The 18030-nt window shown below is 66.5% G+C and carries 18 protein-coding genes; 8 read left to right on the forward strand and 10 right to left on the reverse strand.

The window, feature by feature from the left end; genetic code table 11:
- The first annotated feature begins 40 nt into the window (after positions 1–40).
- The 5 genes from metG (at position 41) to mazG (ending at position 4480) form a co-directional block, all read left to right on the forward strand.
- Positions 41–1585: a methionine--tRNA ligase gene (gene metG / locus SJY20_RS09805; RefSeq protein ID WP_380786619.1), complete on the forward strand. Its 1545-nt coding sequence runs from the start codon at positions 41–43 to the stop codon at positions 1583–1585.
- A complete protein-coding gene (locus SJY20_RS09810; protein WP_380786620.1) occupies positions 1585–2361 on the forward strand; it encodes a TatD family hydrolase in 777 nt (258 codons plus the stop codon). The genes metG and SJY20_RS09810 overlap by 1 nt, the downstream gene beginning before the upstream one ends.
- Positions 2358–3122 carry an MBL fold metallo-hydrolase gene (locus SJY20_RS09815; protein WP_380786621.1) on the forward strand — a complete coding sequence of 255 codons (765 nt, stop codon included), beginning with the start codon at positions 2358–2360 and terminating at the stop codon, positions 3120–3122. Before SJY20_RS09810 ends, SJY20_RS09815 begins: the two co-directional genes overlap by 4 nt.
- The gene (locus SJY20_RS09820; RefSeq protein WP_380786622.1) at positions 3119–3703 is read left to right on the forward strand and encodes a TIGR02281 family clan AA aspartic protease; all 585 of its coding nucleotides are present in this window, start codon (positions 3119–3121) and stop codon (positions 3701–3703) included. Before SJY20_RS09815 ends, SJY20_RS09820 begins: the two co-directional genes overlap by 4 nt.
- Positions 3704–3769: 66 nt before the next feature.
- A complete protein-coding gene (gene mazG / locus SJY20_RS09825) occupies positions 3770–4480 on the forward strand; it encodes a nucleoside triphosphate pyrophosphohydrolase (protein WP_380788630.1) in 711 nt (236 codons plus the stop codon).
- On the opposite strand, the gene hflX is transcribed toward mazG, so the two are convergent.
- The 7 genes from hflX to dusB are packed head-to-tail and all read right to left on the reverse strand — an operon-like array spanning position 4461 to position 13583.
- Positions 4461–5753, reverse strand: coding sequence for a GTPase HflX (gene hflX, locus SJY20_RS09830; protein ID WP_380786623.1), 1293 nt, complete (start codon positions 5751–5753; stop codon positions 4461–4463). The genes mazG and hflX overlap by 20 nt on opposite strands.
- Positions 5750–6334 (reverse strand): RNA chaperone Hfq, encoded by a 585-nt coding sequence (gene hfq, locus SJY20_RS09835; RefSeq protein WP_380786624.1) that lies wholly within the window; start codon positions 6332–6334, stop codon positions 5750–5752. Before hfq ends, hflX begins: the two co-directional genes overlap by 4 nt.
- Positions 6335–6384: 50 nt before the next feature.
- Positions 6385–7761, reverse strand: a complete 1377-nt coding sequence (locus SJY20_RS09840) for a sigma-54-dependent transcriptional regulator (protein WP_380786625.1) — start codon at positions 7759–7761, stop codon at positions 6385–6387.
- Between the two features lie 4 nt (positions 7762–7765).
- The gene (locus tag SJY20_RS09845) at positions 7766–10042 is read right to left on the reverse strand and encodes an ATP-binding protein (protein WP_380786626.1); all 2277 of its coding nucleotides are present in this window, start codon (positions 10040–10042) and stop codon (positions 7766–7768) included.
- A 52-nt stretch (positions 10043–10094) separates the two neighbouring features.
- On the reverse strand, positions 10095–11537 hold the full coding sequence (gene ntrC / locus SJY20_RS09850; protein ID WP_380786627.1) for a nitrogen regulation protein NR(I): 1443 nt from the start codon (positions 11535–11537) through the stop codon (positions 10095–10097).
- Positions 11534–12598, reverse strand: a complete 1065-nt coding sequence (locus SJY20_RS09855) for a nitrogen regulation protein NR(II) (RefSeq protein WP_380786629.1) — start codon at positions 12596–12598, stop codon at positions 11534–11536. Before SJY20_RS09855 ends, ntrC begins: the two co-directional genes overlap by 4 nt.
- A complete protein-coding gene (dusB, locus tag SJY20_RS09860; RefSeq protein WP_380786631.1) occupies positions 12585–13583 on the reverse strand; it encodes a tRNA dihydrouridine synthase DusB in 999 nt (332 codons plus the stop codon). The genes SJY20_RS09855 and dusB overlap by 14 nt, the downstream gene beginning before the upstream one ends.
- A 78-nt stretch (positions 13584–13661) precedes the next feature.
- Here dusB and SJY20_RS09865 point away from each other — a divergent pair, with 78 nt between their 5' ends.
- The 3 genes from SJY20_RS09865 to SJY20_RS09875 are packed head-to-tail and all read left to right on the forward strand — an operon-like array spanning position 13662 to position 15849.
- The gene (locus SJY20_RS09865) at positions 13662–14810 is read left to right on the forward strand and encodes a bifunctional 2-C-methyl-D-erythritol 4-phosphate cytidylyltransferase/2-C-methyl-D-erythritol 2,4-cyclodiphosphate synthase (protein WP_380786633.1); all 1149 of its coding nucleotides are present in this window, start codon (positions 13662–13664) and stop codon (positions 14808–14810) included.
- On the forward strand, positions 14807–15331 hold the full coding sequence (locus tag SJY20_RS09870) for a hypothetical protein (RefSeq protein WP_380786634.1): 525 nt from the start codon (positions 14807–14809) through the stop codon (positions 15329–15331). The genes SJY20_RS09865 and SJY20_RS09870 overlap by 4 nt, the downstream gene beginning before the upstream one ends.
- 2 nt (positions 15332–15333) lie before the next feature.
- The gene (locus tag SJY20_RS09875) at positions 15334–15849 is read left to right on the forward strand and encodes a CinA family protein (protein ID WP_380786635.1); all 516 of its coding nucleotides are present in this window, start codon (positions 15334–15336) and stop codon (positions 15847–15849) included.
- Here the strand turns inward: SJY20_RS09875 and SJY20_RS09880 are convergent.
- The 3 genes from SJY20_RS09880 to SJY20_RS09890 are packed head-to-tail and all read right to left on the reverse strand — an operon-like array spanning position 15795 to position 17957.
- Positions 15795–16268, reverse strand: coding sequence for a type II toxin-antitoxin system RatA family toxin (locus tag SJY20_RS09880; protein WP_380786636.1), 474 nt, complete (start codon positions 16266–16268; stop codon positions 15795–15797). The genes SJY20_RS09875 and SJY20_RS09880 overlap by 55 nt on opposite strands.
- Positions 16268–17191: a lipoyl synthase gene (gene lipA, locus SJY20_RS09885; RefSeq protein WP_380786638.1), complete on the reverse strand. Its 924-nt coding sequence runs from the start codon at positions 17189–17191 to the stop codon at positions 16268–16270. The genes SJY20_RS09880 and lipA overlap by 1 nt, the downstream gene beginning before the upstream one ends.
- A 46-nt stretch (positions 17192–17237) precedes the next feature.
- The gene (locus SJY20_RS09890) at positions 17238–17957 is read right to left on the reverse strand and encodes a PAS domain S-box protein (protein WP_380786639.1); all 720 of its coding nucleotides are present in this window, start codon (positions 17955–17957) and stop codon (positions 17238–17240) included.
- Positions 17958–18030: the final 73 nt, after the last annotated feature.

The raw sequence follows: 18030 nt of genomic DNA on the forward strand, positions 1-18030 counted from the left end.
CGGGCTTCACCTGCTTCGGCCGATGCTCTAGGAGCCGGGCATGGCCGAACCCTTTTATATCACGACCGCGATCAGCTACCCCAATGGTCGCCCGCATATCGGGCACGCGTACGAGGCGATCGCCGCCGACGCCATCGCCCGGTTCCAGCGTCAGGCGGGCCGCGACGTGCGGTTCCAGACCGGCACCGACGAGCATGGCCTCAAGATGGTCCAGACCGCGCGTGACCTGGGCAAGGGCGTGCGCGAGCTCGCCGATGAAATGTCGTCCATGTTCAAGGCGATGTGCGACCGTCTTGAGATATCCTATGATCGCTTCATCCGCACCACCGAGTCCGAGCATCACCGTGCCAGCCAGGCGTTGTGGCAGGCGATGGCGGACAATGACGATCTGTACCTCAGCCGCTACGAGGGCTGGTACTCGGTCCGCGACGAGGCGTTCTATGACGAGAAGGAACTGACCGGGGAGGGCGACGATCGCCGCTCGCCGCAGGGGACGCCGGTCGAATGGACCGCCGAGGAGAGCTGGTTCTTTCGCCTCTCGAAATATCAGCAGCCGCTGCTCGATCATTTCGCCGCGAACCCGGACTTCATCCGGCCCGAGGGGCGCCGCAACGAGGTGGTGAAGTTCGTCGAAGGCGGGTTGTCCGACCTGTCGGTGTCGCGGACCAGCTTCGACTGGGGCGTACCGGTGCCGGGCAGCCCAGGGCATGTCATGTACGTCTGGGTCGATGCGCTGACCAACTATTTGTCGGGGATCGGCTATCCCGACGACGTCGCCGATCGGCGCTACTGGCCGGCCGACCTGCACCTGATCGGCAAGGACATCGTCCGGTTCCACGCGGTCTTTTGGCCGGCCTTCCTGATGTCGGCGAAGATCGCGTTGCCGAAACAGGTCTTCGGACACGGTTTCCTGCTCCACCGCGGCGAGAAGATGTCGAAGTCGGTCGGCAACGTCGTCGATCCCGGCGAACTGGCCGATGCATTCGGTGTCGATGCGCTGCGCTATTTCCTGCTGCGCGACGTCAGCTTCGGACAGGACGGCAGCTATTCGGCCGAGGCGATCGTCACCCGCGTCAATGCGGAGCTCGCGAACAGCTTCGGCAATCTCGCGCAGCGGACATTGTCGTTCATTGCGAAGAATTTGGACGGCGTTCTTCCCGGTGTGGGTACGGTCGACGCGGCGGATGGCATGCTGATCGAGGAGGTCGTCGTCGCCTGCGCCGCACTGAAATCCGGGTTCAACGATCTGGCGCTGTCGCAGGGGATCGAGGCGTGGATGCGCGGCGTGTTCGCGTGCAACCAGTATATCGATGCGCAGGCGCCCTGGGCGTTGCGCAAGACCGATCCCGAGCGGATGCACGCCGTGTTGCGGACCCTGGTCAGGGCGATCCGCATGCTCGCGATCGCGATCCTGCCGGTGGTGCCGGGCGCAGCAGGCAAGGTGCTCGACCAGGTCGGTGCGGACGAACGCGACCATGCCGCGATCGACGACGATGGCTGGTATGACCGGATCGCGACCGCGGGCTTCCGGATCGCACCGCCTTCGCCGGTGTTTCCGCGCCTAGACATGCCGGCGGTTGCCTGATGCTCGCCGATAGCCATTGCCACCTCAATTACGAGGGTCTGGTCGACGACCAGCAGGCGGTGCTCGAGCGCGCCCGCGCACGCGGCGTGACGGCAATGCTCAACATCTCCACCCGCGAGCGCGAGTGGAACGACGTGGTCGCAACCGCCGAGCGCGAGCCCGACGTCTGGGCGACGATCGGCATCCACCCGAACGAAGCGGACGAGCACCCGGCGATCGATGCCGCCACGCTGATCGAGCGGGCCAAGCATCCGCGCGTCGTCGGGCTCGGCGAAAGCGGGCTCGATTACTACCGCGACACGTCGGACCGCGTTCGCCAGCAGGCCAGCTTCCGCGCGCACATCGCCGCCTCGCGCGAGACCGGGTTGCCGATCGTCGTCCATACCCGCGACGCCGAGGACGATACCGCGGCGATCATGGCCGAGGAGATGGGGAAGGGCGCCTATCCCGGCGTCATCCACTGCTTCACCGCGAGCGGAGCTTTCGCGGACAAGGCGTTGGCAATGGGGCTTTATATCTCGATATCCGGGATCGTCACCTTCAAGAACGCCAAGGACCTCCAGGAGACCGCGCGGCGCCTGCCGATCGACCGGCTGCTGATCGAGACCGATGCGCCATTCCTGGCGCCGGTCCCCAATCGCGGCAAGCGTGGCGAGCCCGCGTTCGTCGCCGATACCGCGCGGTTCCTGGCCGAGTTGCGCGGCGAGTCCGTCGAGGAGTTGTCGCGGCGCACGGCGGAGAATTTCCACACCTTGTTTGCCAAGACCCGCGCGTGAAAATCCGGATCCTCGGGTCGGGGACGTCGTCCGGGGTGCCGCGGATCGGCAACGACTGGGGCGAATGCGACCCATCCGAACCGCGCAACCGGCGTACGCGAGCCTCCGCGATCGTCGAGCATGAGGGCACGCGGATCCTGATCGATACCAGCCCCGACATGCGCGAGCAGTTGCTGGCGGCGGATATCGACACGCTGGATGCGGTCATCTGGACGCATGACCATGCCGATCACTGCCACGGGATCGACGATCTCCGGCAGGTTTTCCACGCGATGGGCGAACCCGTGAAGGGGTTTGCGCGACCCGCAACGCTGGCGGCGTTGGACGCGCGGTTCACCTATGCGTTTCATGGTCGCCATGGCTATCCCTCGACCATCGTCGCGGAACCGCTGCCGGATCGGCTGACCATCGGCGGGATCGACATCCGGGTCACCGATCAACCGCATGGCAGCATCAGCGCGACCGGATTGCGGTTCGAGGCGGACGGCGTCGCGATCGGATATGCGACCGATTTCAACGTCATGACCGATGAAATGATGACGCTGTATCAGGACCTCGATATCTGGGTCGTCGATGCGTTGCGACGCTGGCCGCATCCGTCGCATCCCGAACTCGCGGCGGTACTGGATTGGGTCGGAATACTGAGACCCGCTCGTACCGCGTTGATCCATATGGACAACACGATGGACTATGCCACCTTGGTCGGCGAACTACCCGCTGGTGTCGAGCCTGGCTACGACGGCCTCGTGCTAGGCCGGTGAACGAACGCGGCGCCGACCTGCTGCTCTACGGCATCCTGCTGATCCTGCCGCTCGCTGCGCTTGTCGCGCGCCGACCGCCGCTTGGGCAGACCGTCAAGATGGTGCTGGCGTGGATCGGGATCTTCGGCCTGGCGCTTGTCGTGGCCAGTCAGTGGCACCGGGTTGGCAACATTACCGCGATGCTCAGCGACCAGCAGGTCAGCGGCACCGATACGCGGATCCGGATGGCAGGCGACGGGCATTTCTGGGCCGACGTCGAGATCAACGGCGTGCGGCGACGCATGCTGATCGACAGTGGCGCGACCACCACGGCGCTGTCGGTCGGGACAGCGACGGCTGCTGGACTGGATCCCGAGGAAAGCCCGTTCGCGACGGTCGTCAATACTGCGAACGGCGCGGTGACGGCGCGGACCGCAACCGCGCGGCGTGTCGTGATCGGCAGCGTGACGGCGACCGATCTCGGGATCGTCACGTCGGCGGCGTTCGGCGATACCGACGTGATCGGAATGAACTTCCTGTCTAGGTTAGAGTCGTGGAGCGTCGAACGCCGGACGCTCATTCTCACACCAAGAACGGTATAGGTTTTACATAATGTATATTATCAGTCTGGAGTTTGGCCGGTCGTGATCGAACGTCTGGTCGCAATCATGGCGCGGTTGCGCGACCCCGTCACAGGCTGCGAATGCGATCGGGCTCAGACCTGGGCTTCGATCGCGCCCTATACGATCGAGGAAGCGTACGAGGTTGCCGATGCGATCGCGCGTGACGATCCGGGCGACCTCAAGGACGAGCTCGGCGACCTGTTGCTGCAGGTCGTGTTTCACAGCCGGATCGCCGAAGAAGCCGGCGCATTCACGCTTGCCGATGTCGTTGCTGCGGTGAGCGACAAGATGGAACGCCGCCATCCGCATATCTTCGGTGACGCCGACGCCTCCCCAGGCTGGGAAGCCATCAAGGCCTCCGAGCGGGCTGAGAAGGTCGATACCAGCGCCATTGCCGGTGTCGCAATCGGGTTGCCGGCATTGCTGCGAGCGGAAAAGCTTCAGAAGCGTGCCGCGCGGGTCGGGTTCGACTGGCCCGACGCCAGCGGCTCGCTCGCCAAGGTCCATGAGGAGATCGCCGAAGTCGTCGACGCCGGTCCCGACACCGTTGCCGAGGAAATCGGCGACCTGCTGTTCGCCGTCACGAACTGGGCTCGACACCTCGGCATCGATCCCGAGGCGGCGTTACGTCAGGGCAACGCCAAGTTCGAAACCCGTTTCCGCGCCATGGAGACCGAAGCCGGCGATGGCTTCGCCGACCTCGATCTCGCCGCGAAGGAAGCGTTATGGCAGGTTGTCAAACATCGCGGCGGGTGAAGCGATCATAATCCGCCTCCGACAGCCGTACTTCATACGTCGTCTCAAGTCCGTCGACATGCGTATCGATGACATCCCCGTGCGCGTGCAGCCAAGCCACGCCCGCGCCGTCGGTCGCATCCAGCTTCAGCCAATAGCGGCGGTGCGTGCCGGTCAATTTGCCCGCGACCTGGTCGATCAGGCCGGCCACCCCTTCCCCGCTGAGTGCGGAGATAGCGACGACGTCTTCGCGGTGGGCCGCCTCTCCGGCGACCTCGTCGTGGTCGGCAGGATCGAGCATGTCGAGCTTGTTCCAGACCTCGAACCGCGGCGTCGATTCGTCGACGCCGATCTCGGCCAGCACCGCCTCGACATCGGCACGTTGCGCCTCGGTATCGGGATGCGCGATGTCGCGAACGTGGATCAACAGGTCCGCTGAGACGACTTCCTCGAGCGTCGCCTTGAACGCCGCGACCAGCTGGGTCGGGAGGTCGGAGACGAAGCCCACGGTGTCGGACAGGATCGCCTTGTCGAGGCCCGGCAGTTGAACCTGCCGCAGCGTCGGGTCAAGCGTCGCGAACAACAGGTCTTCGGCCATGACGTCGGCGCCGGTCAAGCGATTGAACAGCGTGGATTTTCCAGCATTGGTGTAGCCGACCAGTGCGATCACCGGCCAGGGCGCACGCTGGCGCCGCTCGCGGTGCAGCCCGCGAGTGCGACTGACCTGTTCGAGCTCGCGCTTCAGTTTCGCCATGCGGTCGCGGATCAGCCGGCGATCCGCCTCGATCTGCGTCTCGCCCGGACCACCGAGGAAGCCGAAGCCGCCGCGCTGGCGTTCGAGGTGGGTCCAGCTGCGCACGAGGCGCCCGGCCTGGTAATCGAGATGCGCGAGTTCGACCTGCAATCGGCCTTCGGCGGTCGCAGCGCGCTCGCCGAAGATCTCGAGGATCAGCCCGGTGCGGTCGATCACCTTGGTGCCGAGCGCCTTTTCGAGATTGCGCTGCTGGATCGGGCTCAGGCTGGCGTCGAACACGACCAGCCCGGCCTCTTCCATCCGCACCTGCGCGGCGAGCATCTCGACCTGCCCGCTGCCGATCAGCGTCGCCGGTTTCGGCGCGCGGACACGGTATGCGATGCGCTCGACGACTTCGACACCGATCGCCGCGGCGAGCCCGGCGGTCTCCGCCAGGCGCGCATCGGCATCGCGGGTCGCGTCGCCCTGGTCGGGCAGCACGACGATCGCCTTGGTACCACGCGCGAACTCGTCGCGGTCGCGATCGAAGCCGCTACTCAATCCTCTTCCGACTCGTCATCGGCCTCGCCTGCCAGGTTCAGCGGCCGCGCCGGCTGGATCGTCGACACCGCGTGCTTGTAGACCAGCTGCGCCATGCCCTCTCGCTGCAGCAGCATGCAGAACAGGTCGAAGCCGGCGATCTGACCTTGCAGCATGACGCCGTTGATCAGGAACATCGTCACGCTGTCTTCGGACTTGCGCACGGCGTTGAGGAAAATCTCCTGCAACAACGGCTGCTTCTTCTGGTTTTCTCCGACCGCTTCGATAAGCGCGGAGATGTCCATCGGGCCGGCGGGCATGATCGTCGAGATCGCATGCTTGTAGATCAGCTGCGACTGGCCATCACGGCGCAGCAGGACCGAGAAATTGTCGAACCAGGTGACGATGCCCTGGAGCTTGACGCCCTTGACGAGGAACATCGTGACCGGCGTCTTGGACCGCCGGAGTGCGTTCAGGAAGAGATCCTGAAGCGAGCCTTGCTTTTCGGCCAATGGGATAACCCTTGTTTTTGGCGGGACTTTGCCCGCGAGGCGCCGTTTCCCGGCGTCGGAGATGGACCGTTTGCCGGCCACGATCGCCAATCTAAGATCGCGAGGCGCCTACGTCCAGAGTAACCGGATGAATCGGAGCCCTATTCGTCCCGCGTCTCGGTAATGCCGAGCAGCTTCAGCTTGCGGTGCAATGCCGAGCGCTCCATCCCGATGAAGCTCGCCGTCCGCGAGATGTTGCCCGAGAAGCGCCGGATCTGGACGCGCAGATATTCGCGCTCGAACGTTTCGCGCGCCTCGCGCAGCGGCGATCCCATGATCGCGGTAGCGCCGCCGCCGCCCAGGTCGCCCTGATCGCCCATCACTTCGGCGGGCAACAGGTCGAGATCGATCCGGCCGATGCGGTCGCCGGGTGCCAGGATGATGGTCCGTTCGACGACGTTGCGAAGCTGGCGGACATTTCCCGGCCAGTCGTAAGATTGCAGCGCAACCATCGCATCCGCCGCGATTTCCGGGGTCGGGACGCGGCGTTCGGCGGCGTAGTGCGCGATGAAATGCTGGACCAGCGCGGGGATGTCTTCGCGGCGATCGGCGAGCGGCGGGATCGTCACGGGGACGACGTTGAGTCGGTAGTACAGGTCCTCGCGGAACCGGCCCTCGGCGATCTCGAACACCAGGTCGCGCGCGGTTGCGGAGACGACGCGAACGTCAACCTTGACGACGCGGGTGCCACCGACCCGGGTAAAGCTCTGGTCGGTGAGCGCGCGCAGAATGCGGGCCTGGGTCGCGATCGGCATGTCGGCGATCTCATCGAGGAACAGCGTGCCGCCATGTGCCTGTTCGAACAGGCCGGGGCGGACGAGGTCCCCGCCCTCCTCGACGCCGAACAGCTCCTCGTCGACCCGCTCGGGGGTCATGCGGGCTGCGCTGACGATGATGAACGGCGCGTCGGTGCGCTGGCTCCAGCCGTGGAGCAGCCGTGCCGCGACCTCCTTGCCGACGCCGGCCGAGCCCATGATCAGCACCCGGCTGCCGGTCGCTGCGACCCGCTTCAGGGTTGCGCGGACGCCGTTGATCGCGCCCGAGCTGCCGGTCAGGTCGGTCTCGCGGCCGACCGTCGCGCGCAGGGTCGCGACCTCGCGGCGAAGGCGCTCGGTTTCGGTCGCCCGTGCGACCATCAGCAACAGGCGTTCGGCCTCGAACGGCTTTTCGATGAAGTCGGACGCGCCGCGGCGGATCGCGGCGACCGCGGTGTCGAGATTGCCGTGGCCGGAAATCACCAGCACCGGGATCGACGGATCGCGCCGCTTGATCTCGTCGAGCAGCTCCAGGCCATCGAGCCGCGAGCCGTGCAGCCAGACGTCGAGCAGCACCAGCGACGGACGCCGGTCTGCGATCGCCTCCAGCGCGGCGTCGCTGTCGCCAGCGTTGCGCGTCTGATAGCCTTCGTCCTCCAGGACACCGGCGACCAGTTCGCGAATGTCGCGTTCGTCGTCCACGACGAGAATATCGAGCGCCATCACATCATGTCCGATTGCGAGTCATCGTGTCGAGCTGGCCCTCACGGCCTGGCTCCGGGGAAGAATTCCGCTGGTGGCCGTTCTGGCCGCCTGCGTCGCCATCCAGTTCGAGCGCCGCCAGCGCACGCGTATCGAAGAGCATCGTGACGAGCGTGCCACCGCCTGGTCGATCGGCGAAACCGATCGTTCCGGCATGCTCCTCGATGATCTTCTTGACGATGGCAAGGCCAAGTCCGGTGCCCCGTGCCCGCGTCGTGACATACGGTTCGACGATACGGTCGCGCTCCGCCGGCAGGCCGATACCGGTGTCGGCGACCTCGATTCCGATGCTGCGACCCGGGTCCTCGGTCAGCGTCATCACGACCGCGTGGTCGCCGGCGCCGCGGGTTTCGATCGCTTCGACGGCGTTCTTGACGATATTGGTCAGCGCTTGCCCGATCTGGCGGCGGTCGCACACCAGCGTCGGTCCGGGATCGTCGTGGATCAGCTGGAAACGGATACCGGGATGCGCGACCTCGTGCAGGAACATCGCCTGACGCGCCGCGTCGACCAGCGATTCCTCCTTGAAGACCGGTTTCGGCATGCGCGCGAACGACGAGAATTCGTCGACCATGCGGCGCAGGTCGCCGACCTGCCGGATGATGGTGTCCGTCAGACGGGCGAAGGTGCCGTCCTCGGCGATCTCGATCTTGCTGCCATAGCGGCGTTGCAGGCGTTCGGCCGCGAGCTGGATCGGGGTCAGCGGGTTCTTGATCTCGTGCGCGATCCGGCGTGCGACGTCGGACCAGGCGGCACGGCGCTGGTCAAGCAACTGCTGCGTGATGTCGTCGAAGGTCAGGATCGGGCCGGTCGCAGGCCGCGCGATGCGCACTGCGAGCGTGCGGACATCGGCCCCCTGCCCGACCTCGACGATCGCCTCGCGGTCGGTGCCCTCGACCATGTCGTCGAGTTCGGGCGCGACATCGGCGAGTTTGCGCCCGACCAGCCCGCCCGCGCCGGCGCCCAGCAACGCCGTCGCCGATTCGTTGGCGATGCTGATCGTCCGGTCCTTGCCGGTCGCGACCACACCCGCCGAAACCCCCGCCATGACTGCCTCGATCAACGCACGCCGGCTGTCGAGCTGGCTGTTGGCGGTGACGAGTTCGGTGTTCTGCGCCTGCAGCCTCGTGGTCATCTGGTTGAAGGCGTTCGCCAGCGTCCCGACTTCGTCGCGGCTCCTTGGATCTGGCACGCGCGCGGTCAGGTCGCCTCCGGCCACCCGACGTGCCGCATCGACCAGTTCGCCGACCGGCCGGACGAGGCGGTCGGCGACGGTCAGCGCGATCCATACCGCCACGCCGACGATCAACAGCGAGATCAGCAGCAGGGCGGCGTTGAACCGCAGCTGCAGCGATCTCGCCCGCGTCAACAGGTCGCGATAGCTTGCCTGGACCGCCTCGCCGCGCTGGCGTTGCCGGAGCACCGTCCGCATGTCGACCACGGTGGCGGTGTAGAGGAACAGATTGTCCGCCCCGGGCAGTTTCGTGATGGTCTGGATGCGGTTCTCGCGGACCGAGACGATGCTCGGGCGGCCACCGCGCAAGGCTGCGACGTCCCGACCCGATACCTCATGCCCGATCTCTACGAGATCCGGGTTGATCGTCGCGACCGTCTGGAACTCGTTCTTGGGCGAAATCGCGAACAGGATGCCGTCGGACAGACTACGGAAATATACCTGTTGAAAGAAGAAGCCGGGGAATTCGGGCGAATCGACCGGACGTTCGCGGAGGAATTTGGCGGTATCGTCCGCCATCGTCACCGCCGCCTGTTCCCAGCGGCTGAGCATCTGATCGTACGATGTCCGCGCCAGGCCAGTGGCGTTCTCGAGCATCCCGCGCGCCTGATCCGAATACCAGAACTGGACGCCGTACTGGAACAGCAGCGATGCGAAGATCGTCACCAGCAGCATGGGGACCGCCGCGACGACCGAGAACAGCGCGACGAGCCTGACATGCAGCCGGCCACCACCGCCAACCGGTGAGCGCGCAGCGCGGCGACGCGCTACCCGTCGCCCGAGCAACATCATCAGGGCAATGTCGGGGACCAGATTGGCGACCAGCAGGAAGGCGATCAGCGGTGGTGCGATCAATCGCTGGGGGTCGTTGGCGCCGACGATCACGAAGTAGCTGGCGATCGCGACGGCGATGGCCATCCCGACGACGAGCAGCTCGACAGCCGGGGTCACCGCGAAGCGATGCGCCGGGCCTTCATCGTCCATCGATTGCGTCGCGGCGGCGATCATCGTTGCTACAATACAACGTCAACCGTTGCCGCGAAACCACATAATGCAAGATTCAGCGTGGCTCGGGCTCGGTCGGACGTCCGAGTTCGCCGCGTGCCTCGATGCCGAGCGTATCCAGCCGCTTGCGCAGGGTATTGCGGTTGATCCCCATCGCACGGGCGGTGCGCAGCTGATTGTGACCATGCCGCGCGAGCATCGCCTCGATCAGCGGCCGTTCGACTTCGCCAATCACCCGGTCATAGAGCGTGCCGTCGTCGAGCGCAGCGGGACTCTCGCGGGCGATACGTTCGATCAGCGCATGAACCGCAGCAGCGATGCCGATATCGGCGTCCTCCGCGGCAGCGACTGGCGCGCCGAGGGTCGCGCGGATGGTGTCGGCGTTGATGACGTCATCGCGCGACAGCACGGCCAGGCGGCGCATCAGGTTTTCGAGTTCGCGGACGTTGCCCGGCCAGTCATGGCTGCCGAGCGCGGCGATCGCGTCGTTGGCGAGCTGGCGGCGCGGAAGCCCCTGCAATGCCGCATGGTCGAGGAAGTGGCGTGCGAGCAACGCGATGTCCTGACGACGTTCGCGCAGCGCCGGCAGCATGATCGGGACGACGTTGAGGCGATAGAACAGGTCTTCGCGGAACTGCCCGGTGGCGACCTGAGCGGCGAGATCGCGGTTGGTGGCCGCGACGATGCGGACGTCGACGCGGATCGTCCGCGCCCCACCGACGCTGGTGAACTCGCCGGACTGGAGCACGCGCAGCAGCCGGGTCTGCGCCTCCATCGGCATGTCGCCGATCTCGTCGAGGAATAGGGTGCCACCGGCCGCCTGTTCGAAGCGTCCGGCGTTGCGCGTCGCTGCGCCGGTGAACGCGCCGCGCTCATGGCCGAACAGCTCCGCCTCGATCAGTTCGCGAGGGATCGCGGCCATGTTGATCGCGACGAACGGCGCCGGTCCCCGCGGCCCGAGGTCGTGGATCGCCCGCGCGACGAGCTCCTTGCCGGTGCCCGATTCGCCCGAGATCAGCACGGTCAGGTCGTTCGACACAACGCGGGCGATGACGCGGTAGACGTCCTGCATCGCCGCGGACCGGCCGATCAGCGGGAGTGCGCTGTCCTCGCCCGGGCCCTGGTCCGAGATCACGCCGCCCCGCGCCAGCGCGCCGGTCACCGCGCGCGACAACACGTCGAGGTCGAACGGCTTGGGGAGATATTCGTACGCGCCGACTTCCGCCGCGCGAACCGCGGTGGTCAGCGTATTCTGCGCCGACAGGACGATGATCGGCAGCGTCGGAAACCGCGTCGCGACGCCGCGGATATGGTCGATGCCGTCGCCGTCGGGCAGAATCACGTCGGTGATCAGCACGTCGGGCACGGCGACGGCCAGCGCGCGTTCGAGCGCGGCGAGCGTATCGGCGACGGTTACCTCGTGACCGCCACGCCGCAGCGCCTGCGCCACGACGGTACGGATTGCGGCGTCGTCGTCGACGACCAGGACGGTGCTCACGCCGCGGCCCTTGGCAACAACAGGCGCAGGACGGTCATTTCGGGGGTGCCTTCCCGGCCATATTGGGCGATCCCACCCATGTCGCGCATCAGCTTGTCGACCAGCGCGAGGCCAAGCCCCTGCCCCTCGCGCCGACCCGAGACGAACGGATCGAACAGATGGTCGGCGATGTCCGCCGGGGCGCCACCACCATTGTCGAACACGCAGATCTCGATCGGCAGCATGTGGCGCGGTCGGCCCGGCGCGGTGCTGATGGTGATGCCGTGGCGATACGCGGTGGTCAGCACGATCCGGGGATCGGGCACGTCGCGAACGGCTTCGTGGGCGTTCTTCAGAAGGTTTATGATGATCTGCAGCAGCGCGTCGCGGTTGATCATCGCCGGCGGCAACGACGGATCGAACCGTTCCTCGATCGTGATTCCGCGCGCGAACCCGGCCAGCGCAAGGCGCCGGGCATGACCGAGCAGCGGATAGATGTTCTCGCTCGCCAGCGGCAAGGGCCGAGTGTCGCTGAAGTCCTGCATGCGGTCGATCAGTGCAGCGATGCGATCTACCTCGGTGACGATCAGCGTGGTGAGTTCTCCCGCCCCCAGCAGCTGCGCGGCGCCACGGATGCCCGACAGCGGGTTCTTGATCTCGTGCGCCAGCATCGCCGCGGCCCCTACCGCAGCGCGTGCACCGGCTGCCCGATCGACCGAATGACCCAGGCGCCGCGAGTTGGACGCGGAATGCAGCGTGATGACGCGCCAGCCGTCATGATCGGCGATCGGCGTCTCGGCGAAATCGACGCGGATCTTGCCGCCGCGCGACGTCGCGATCTCGGTATCGTAAACCGCAAGCCCCTGCCCGTCATGGGTTCGCGCATAGTCGAGTGGCGGCAGCATCGACCCGATCGGCTGCCCGACCATCAGGCGCTCCGACAGGTTGAGCAGTTGCTCGGCCAGCGCGTTGGCATGCGCGATGCGATCCTCGGGGTCGACCACGACCACGGCCACCGGCAGCGACGCGAACAGCTCGGCGAACCCGGGCCGCCTGCGCTGCGTCGGGTCAGGCTGCGGCAAGCTGGCGCCAGGGAGCGTAGAACTCGGCGAGCATCGCCTTGACCTGGTTCGGGTCGGGAATCTGGTTCACCTTGTTGCGGAACTCGGCCGAGCCGTGCAGCCCGCGGGTGTACCATCCGATATGCTTGCGGGCCATGTTGACGCCGGTCTCGATGCCGTAATGTTCGAGCATCGCCTCGTAATGCCCTGCGATCGCCAGATATTGCTCGTCGAGCGAAGGGTCCTCGACACGCCGGCCGGTCGCGAACCAGGTCATGACCTGGCCGAGCAGCCACGGCCGCCCATAAGCACCGCGACCGATCATCAGGCCGTCGGCGCCCGACTGCTCCATTGCCTGTTCGGCATCTTCAATCGAACAGATGTCGCCGTTGACGATCACCGGGATGCCGACCGCGTCCTTGACCTTGCGCACGAAGCCCCAGTCGGCATTGCCCTTGTACATCTGGTTGCGGGTGCGCCCGTGGACGGTGATCAGCTTGACCCCCAGATCCTCGGCGATCCGCGACAGTTCGGGCGCGTTGAGGCTGTCGTGGTCCCAGCCCATCCGCATCTTCAGCGTGACCGGTACATCGACCGCCTTGACGGTTGCCTCGATGATCGCAGTCGCGAGCTTCACGTCGCGCATCAGCGCAGAACCGGCGTCGCCATTGACGATCTTCCGGACCGGGCAGCCCATGTTGATGTCGACGATCGCGGCGCCGCGGTCCTGGCTGAGCTTTGCCGCCTCGCCCATCTCATAGGGCGTGCAGCCGACCAGCTGCATTGATACGGGCTCCTCCAGCCGATCCCAGGCAGACTTCTGCAGCGACTGGCGGGTCTCGCGGATCGCCGCCTGGCTCGCGACCATTTCGGTGACGTTGAGCCCCGATCCATAGCGTCGCACCAGCGTGCGGAACGGCATGTCGGTGACGCCGGTCATCGGCGCGAGCACGACGGGGCTTTCGATCCTGACGGGACCGATCTGGATGGGGGACAAGGGTCGCATGGATGTGCCTGAAAAACGGGCATCCCTTAACGGATGCCGGCTCTGGTGGCAAGGCAGGCAAGACGCTAGGCAAGCGGCATGACTGACGTTGCGCGTACAATTGCCCTGATCGTCGCTGCCGGTTCCGGCGTCCGTGCGGGTGGAGCCGTTCCAAAGCAGTTCGCGCGCGTCGCCGGACTGCCGATGATCGCGCATTCCTATCGGGCACTTGCGAACCATGCCGCGATCGACGCCGTCGTGGTCGTAGCGGCGCAGGGCCAGCATGACCGGGTTCGCGCGGTGCTGGGCGATGTGACCGTGGTGGCAGGCGGCGCTACCCGCCGCGAGTCGGTAGCGCTCGGACTTGCCGCGATCGCCGGAGCGGAACGCGTGCTGGTGCACGACGCCGCCCGCCCCTTCCTGCCCGCCCACGTCATCGACGCCGTGCTCGGCGCACTGGAGGCGCATGACGGCGCAATTCCAGTGCTGCCGGTCGCAGACACGCTGGCACGCGGCGGGGAGTTGCTCGGCGAAACCGTTTCGCGCGCGGATCTCTACCGGGTCCAGACACCACAGGGTTTTCGAATGGCCGCGCTACTTGCGGCACACGCGGCCTGGGACCAGACCGAGGATGCGACCGACGACGCGCAGATGGTGCGGCGGGTTGGCGGCGGCGTCGCGTTGGTGCAGGGCGACCCGATGCTCGAAAAAGTGACTCACCCCGAGGATTTCGCCGCCGCCGATGCGCGCGCGACCTATGAGACCCGGACCGCGATGGGATTCGACGTTCACCGGCTGGAGGTCGGCGAGGAATTGTGGCTGGGCGGCGTCCTGGTCCCGCACGACAAGGGGCTGTCGGGCCACAGCGACGCCGATGTCGCGCTGCACGCGCTGACCGACGCGTTGCTCGGCACGATCGCGGCGGGCGATATCGGCACGCACTTCCCGCCGTCCGATCCGCAGTGGAAGGGCGCCGATTCGGCGCAGTTCCTGCAACATGCCGCCAAGTTGATTGCCGACAAGGGCGGACGGATCGATTTCGTCGACCTGACGATCATGTGCGAGGCCCCCAAGATCGGCCCGCACCGTGCGGCGATGACCGCGCGGATCGCCGACCTGCTGGCGCTGACCGCCGACCGCGTCAGCGTGAAGGCGACGACCACCGAGCGATTGGGCTTCACCGGTCGCGGCGAAGGCATCGCCGCGCAGGCGGTCGCGACCGTGCGTGTGCCGGGAGCCCCGCGATGAAGATTGCTGCCGCCTTCGCCACGATCGCCTTGCTGGCCAGCCCGGCGGTGGCGCAGCAACCGTGTATCACGGGCCCTGAAGCGGAGGCGCTGACGCTGGTCGCCCTCCCCGACATCATCCGCGAGACCGGGACGGTCTGCGCCGCGCAATTGCCGGCGACGAGCCTGGTCCGGCGGGCGTCCAGCCCGTTGCTGTCGCGCTATCAGGTCGAGGCGGAACGCGCCTGGCCTGCCGCGCGCGCCGCGATCGTCAAGCTCAGCGACCCCGCGGTCGACGCGCTGCTCGATTCGGAGTTCGCACGGCCGTTGCTGACGTCGTTGCTGGTGCCGCAGATCGTCGGCCGGATCGCGCCACGCGATTGCGGGACGATCGACCGCCTGGTCGCGCTGCTCGAGCCGCTGCCGGCGCGCAACACCGCCGGGATCGTCGTCGAAACCCTGCGCTATCTCAAGGCGGACAAGGCGCGGCGCGGCGTCGTCGCGGTCCCCGACCTGCCGCTGTGCACCGCCCGGAGCCGCTGACCATGGATACCATCCTTCCCGAAATCCTGGTCGAGGCTGCCCGCAAGGTGATCGAACAGAACCGCGCGATCGGCCGGCGTGTCGCGGTGGCCGAGAGCTGCACCGGCGGCTTGGTCGCTGCCGCGCTGACCGAGATTGCGGGCTCGTCGGCGGTGTTCGAGGCCGGGTTCGTGACCTACTCGAACGACGCGAAGCTCGGCGTGCTGAAGATCAGCAACGACGTCCTCGAAACATTCGGTGCGGTGTCGATCGCGGTGGCCTGGGCGATGGCGACGTCGGCGCTGCAGAAATCCGGAGCCGATGTCGCCGTCGCGATTACCGGAATCGCCGGGCCCGGCGGCGGCTCTGCGAAGAAACCCGTCGGGACGGTCGTGTTCGGTCGCGCGGAAAAGGACGGCGACCCGGCCGACGTGCACGCCGATCGCAAGGAGTTCGGCGACATCGGTCGCGGCGGTATCCGGCTTCAGGCGGCGCTATGGGCGCTCGAACTGCTGCTGCCGGTGCCGCCCGCCGCGTAGAGCTGCGCGGCGCGGGTTTCGAACGCGCCGATCATTTTCCGCAGCGCAGCGCCGAACACCTGGCCGGCGATCATCTCGAACATCCGGTTCTTGAACGCGAAGTCGACGCTGAAATCCACCGCGCACCCATTCGGTTCGGGACGGAAGCGCCATTCGTTGCGCAGGAACTTCAGCGGTCCCTCGATATACTCGACGGTGATGGCATCCGGCCGGGTCTTCGCGACCCGCGACGTGAAGGTTTCGCGCAGGCCCTTGAAGCCGACGATCATGTCGGCGAGCGTCTCGGTCGAGCTGTCCGACCGCACCCGCATCGCGCTGACCCAGGGCAGGAACTCGGGGTAGCGCGCGACGTCGGCGACCATGTCGAACATCTGTTCCGGGGTGTACGGCAGATGCCGCGTTTCCGCATGCTTCGGCATCAGCGACTCCCGAGCTTGACCTCGCGTGCCGACCGCAGCCGCTCGAAATCGTCGCCGGCATGGTAGCTCGACCGGGTGAGCGGCGACGACGCGACCAGCAGGAACCCCTTCGCGCGCGCGATCGAGGCATACGCGTCGAACGCCTTGGGGTTCACGAACTCCGCGACCTTGGCATGCCGCGGGGTCGGCTGCAGATACTGGCCCATCGTCAGGAAATCGATGTCGGCGCAGCGCATGTCATCCATCACCTGGTGGATTTCGAGCCGCTCCTCACCGAGCCCGAGCATCACGCCCGACTTGGTGAAGATCGACGGGTCATGCTTCTTGACGCTCTCCAGCAGCCGCAGCGAGGCGTAGTAGCGCGCACCGGGTCGGATCGTCGGGTACAGCCGCGGCACCGTCTCTAGGTTGTGGTTATAGACGTCGGGGCGGGCCTCGACGATCGACTCGATCGCGGCCTGCGCCTTGTTGCGGAAGTCCGGCGTGAGGATCTCGATCGTCGTGGTCGGGTTCGACCGGCGGATCGCCTGGATCACCTTGACGAACTGTGACGCGCCGCCATCGGGCAGGTCGTCGCGGTCGACCGAGGTGATGACGATGTGGTTGAGCCCCATCTGCGCTGCCGCATCCGCGACGTTCTGCGGCTCCATCGCGTCGACCGCGCGCGGCATGCCGGTCTTGACGTTGCAGAACGCACAGGCGCGCGTGCAGGTGTCGCCGAGGATCATGACGGTCGCATGCTTCTTCGACCAGCATTCGCCGATGTTCGGGCACGCCGCCTCTTCGCACACCGTCGTGAGGCTCTTCGAACGCATCAATTCGCGGGTCTTGGCAAAGCCGACACTGGTCGGCGCCTTGACGCGGATCCAGTCGGGCTTGCGGACGCGCGGCTGGATCGGGGCGAGCGGGGTCATCTCGTTCATGGGCGCGAGATAGCGATGCAGGCCCGACTAGACAACATCGCTGCGTTCAGTCTTCGGATCGATCGTCTCGCATGCAGCGGGTCGCGTCGTGATAGCGGTCCGACAGGAAACGTTCGAATTTCTGATGCGCGTCGCACGACAGGCGGAACACCGTGGTCGCCCGAACCCCGTCGCCATGCTCGAATTCGAGCAATCCCTCGGCATTCAGCGCGCGCATCCAGCGTGCCGCGTTAGCCGCGCTGATGCCGATCTCGCCTTCCAGTTCCGCCGTCGTCAGCATCCCGCCTTCGGCTTCGCGGACATACGCGGCCAGCAGGATGTCCCATGCGGGATCGACGAAAAGCGCCGCGGAGAAGGTTTCGCTACGGGCGCGCCGGCCATGGATCATCAGTTTCGCGACATGCAGCAGCATCGCGGGGTCGACCCAGTCGCTTGGCGCGGCGGCGGTTTCCACGTCGATCTCGATCCGGATCGCGTCGTGTTCGGCCAGGCCGCACGACATCCGGTAACAGACCCATTCGTGCGACCCGTCGGCGCGGATCAGCCGCTTGGTCGTCGCGACCGGCTCGCCGTCGTGCAACAACTTGTCGAGCAGGAAGATGCACCGCTCGCGGTCCGCCGGGGCGGTGAAGTCGAGCAGGTTTCGCCCGGTGAGCTGCGTCGCGCCGACGCGCATGGTGGCCGCAAAATCATGATCCGCCCGGACGATCGTCCCTGCATCGTCGATCGCCACTATTCCCAGTCGGGGCATCGTCGTTCCACTCATGCCAGCATGCAGGCCGTTCGAATTCGCCCTCGCTACCCGGTCTTCGGTCTCTGGTTTCGGTCAAGCGCGGCGG

It is taken from the genome of Sphingomonas sp. R86521 (assembly GCF_042466235.1).
GTDB lineage: Bacteria > Pseudomonadota > Alphaproteobacteria > Sphingomonadales > Sphingomonadaceae > Sphingomonas.

What these genes read in the sequence shown, in the direction of transcription:
- metG (WP_380786619.1), top strand. Translation starts at nt 41, where the DNA reads ATGGCCGAACCCTTTTATATCACGACCGCGATCAGCTACCCCAATGGT.
- SJY20_RS09810 (WP_380786620.1), top strand. Translation starts at nt 1,585, where the DNA reads ATGCTCGCCGATAGCCATTGCCACCTCAATTACGAGGGTCTGGTCGAC.
- mazG (WP_380788630.1), top strand. Translation starts at nt 3,770, where the DNA reads ATGGCGCGGTTGCGCGACCCCGTCACAGGCTGCGAATGCGATCGGGCT.
- SJY20_RS09840 (WP_380786625.1), bottom strand. Translation starts at nt 7,761, where the DNA reads ATGGCGCTCGATATTCTCGTCGTGGACGACGAACGCGACATTCGCGAA.
- SJY20_RS09845 (WP_380786626.1), bottom strand. Translation starts at nt 10,042, where the DNA reads ATGATCGCCGCCGCGACGCAATCGATGGACGATGAAGGCCCGGCGCAT.
- dusB (WP_380786631.1), bottom strand. Translation starts at nt 13,583, where the DNA reads ATGCGACCCTTGTCCCCCATCCAGATCGGTCCCGTCAGGATCGAAAGC.
- SJY20_RS09865 (WP_380786633.1), top strand. Translation starts at nt 13,662, where the DNA reads ATGACTGACGTTGCGCGTACAATTGCCCTGATCGTCGCTGCCGGTTCC.
- SJY20_RS09870 (WP_380786634.1), top strand. Translation starts at nt 14,807, where the DNA reads ATGAAGATTGCTGCCGCCTTCGCCACGATCGCCTTGCTGGCCAGCCCG.
- SJY20_RS09875 (WP_380786635.1), top strand. Translation starts at nt 15,334, where the DNA reads ATGGATACCATCCTTCCCGAAATCCTGGTCGAGGCTGCCCGCAAGGTG.
- SJY20_RS09880 (WP_380786636.1), bottom strand. Translation starts at nt 16,268, where the DNA reads ATGCCGAAGCATGCGGAAACGCGGCATCTGCCGTACACCCCGGAACAG.
- lipA (WP_380786638.1), bottom strand. Translation starts at nt 17,191, where the DNA reads ATGAACGAGATGACCCCGCTCGCCCCGATCCAGCCGCGCGTCCGCAAG.
- SJY20_RS09890 (WP_380786639.1), bottom strand. Translation starts at nt 17,957, where the DNA reads ATGAGTGGAACGACGATGCCCCGACTGGGAATAGTGGCGATCGACGAT.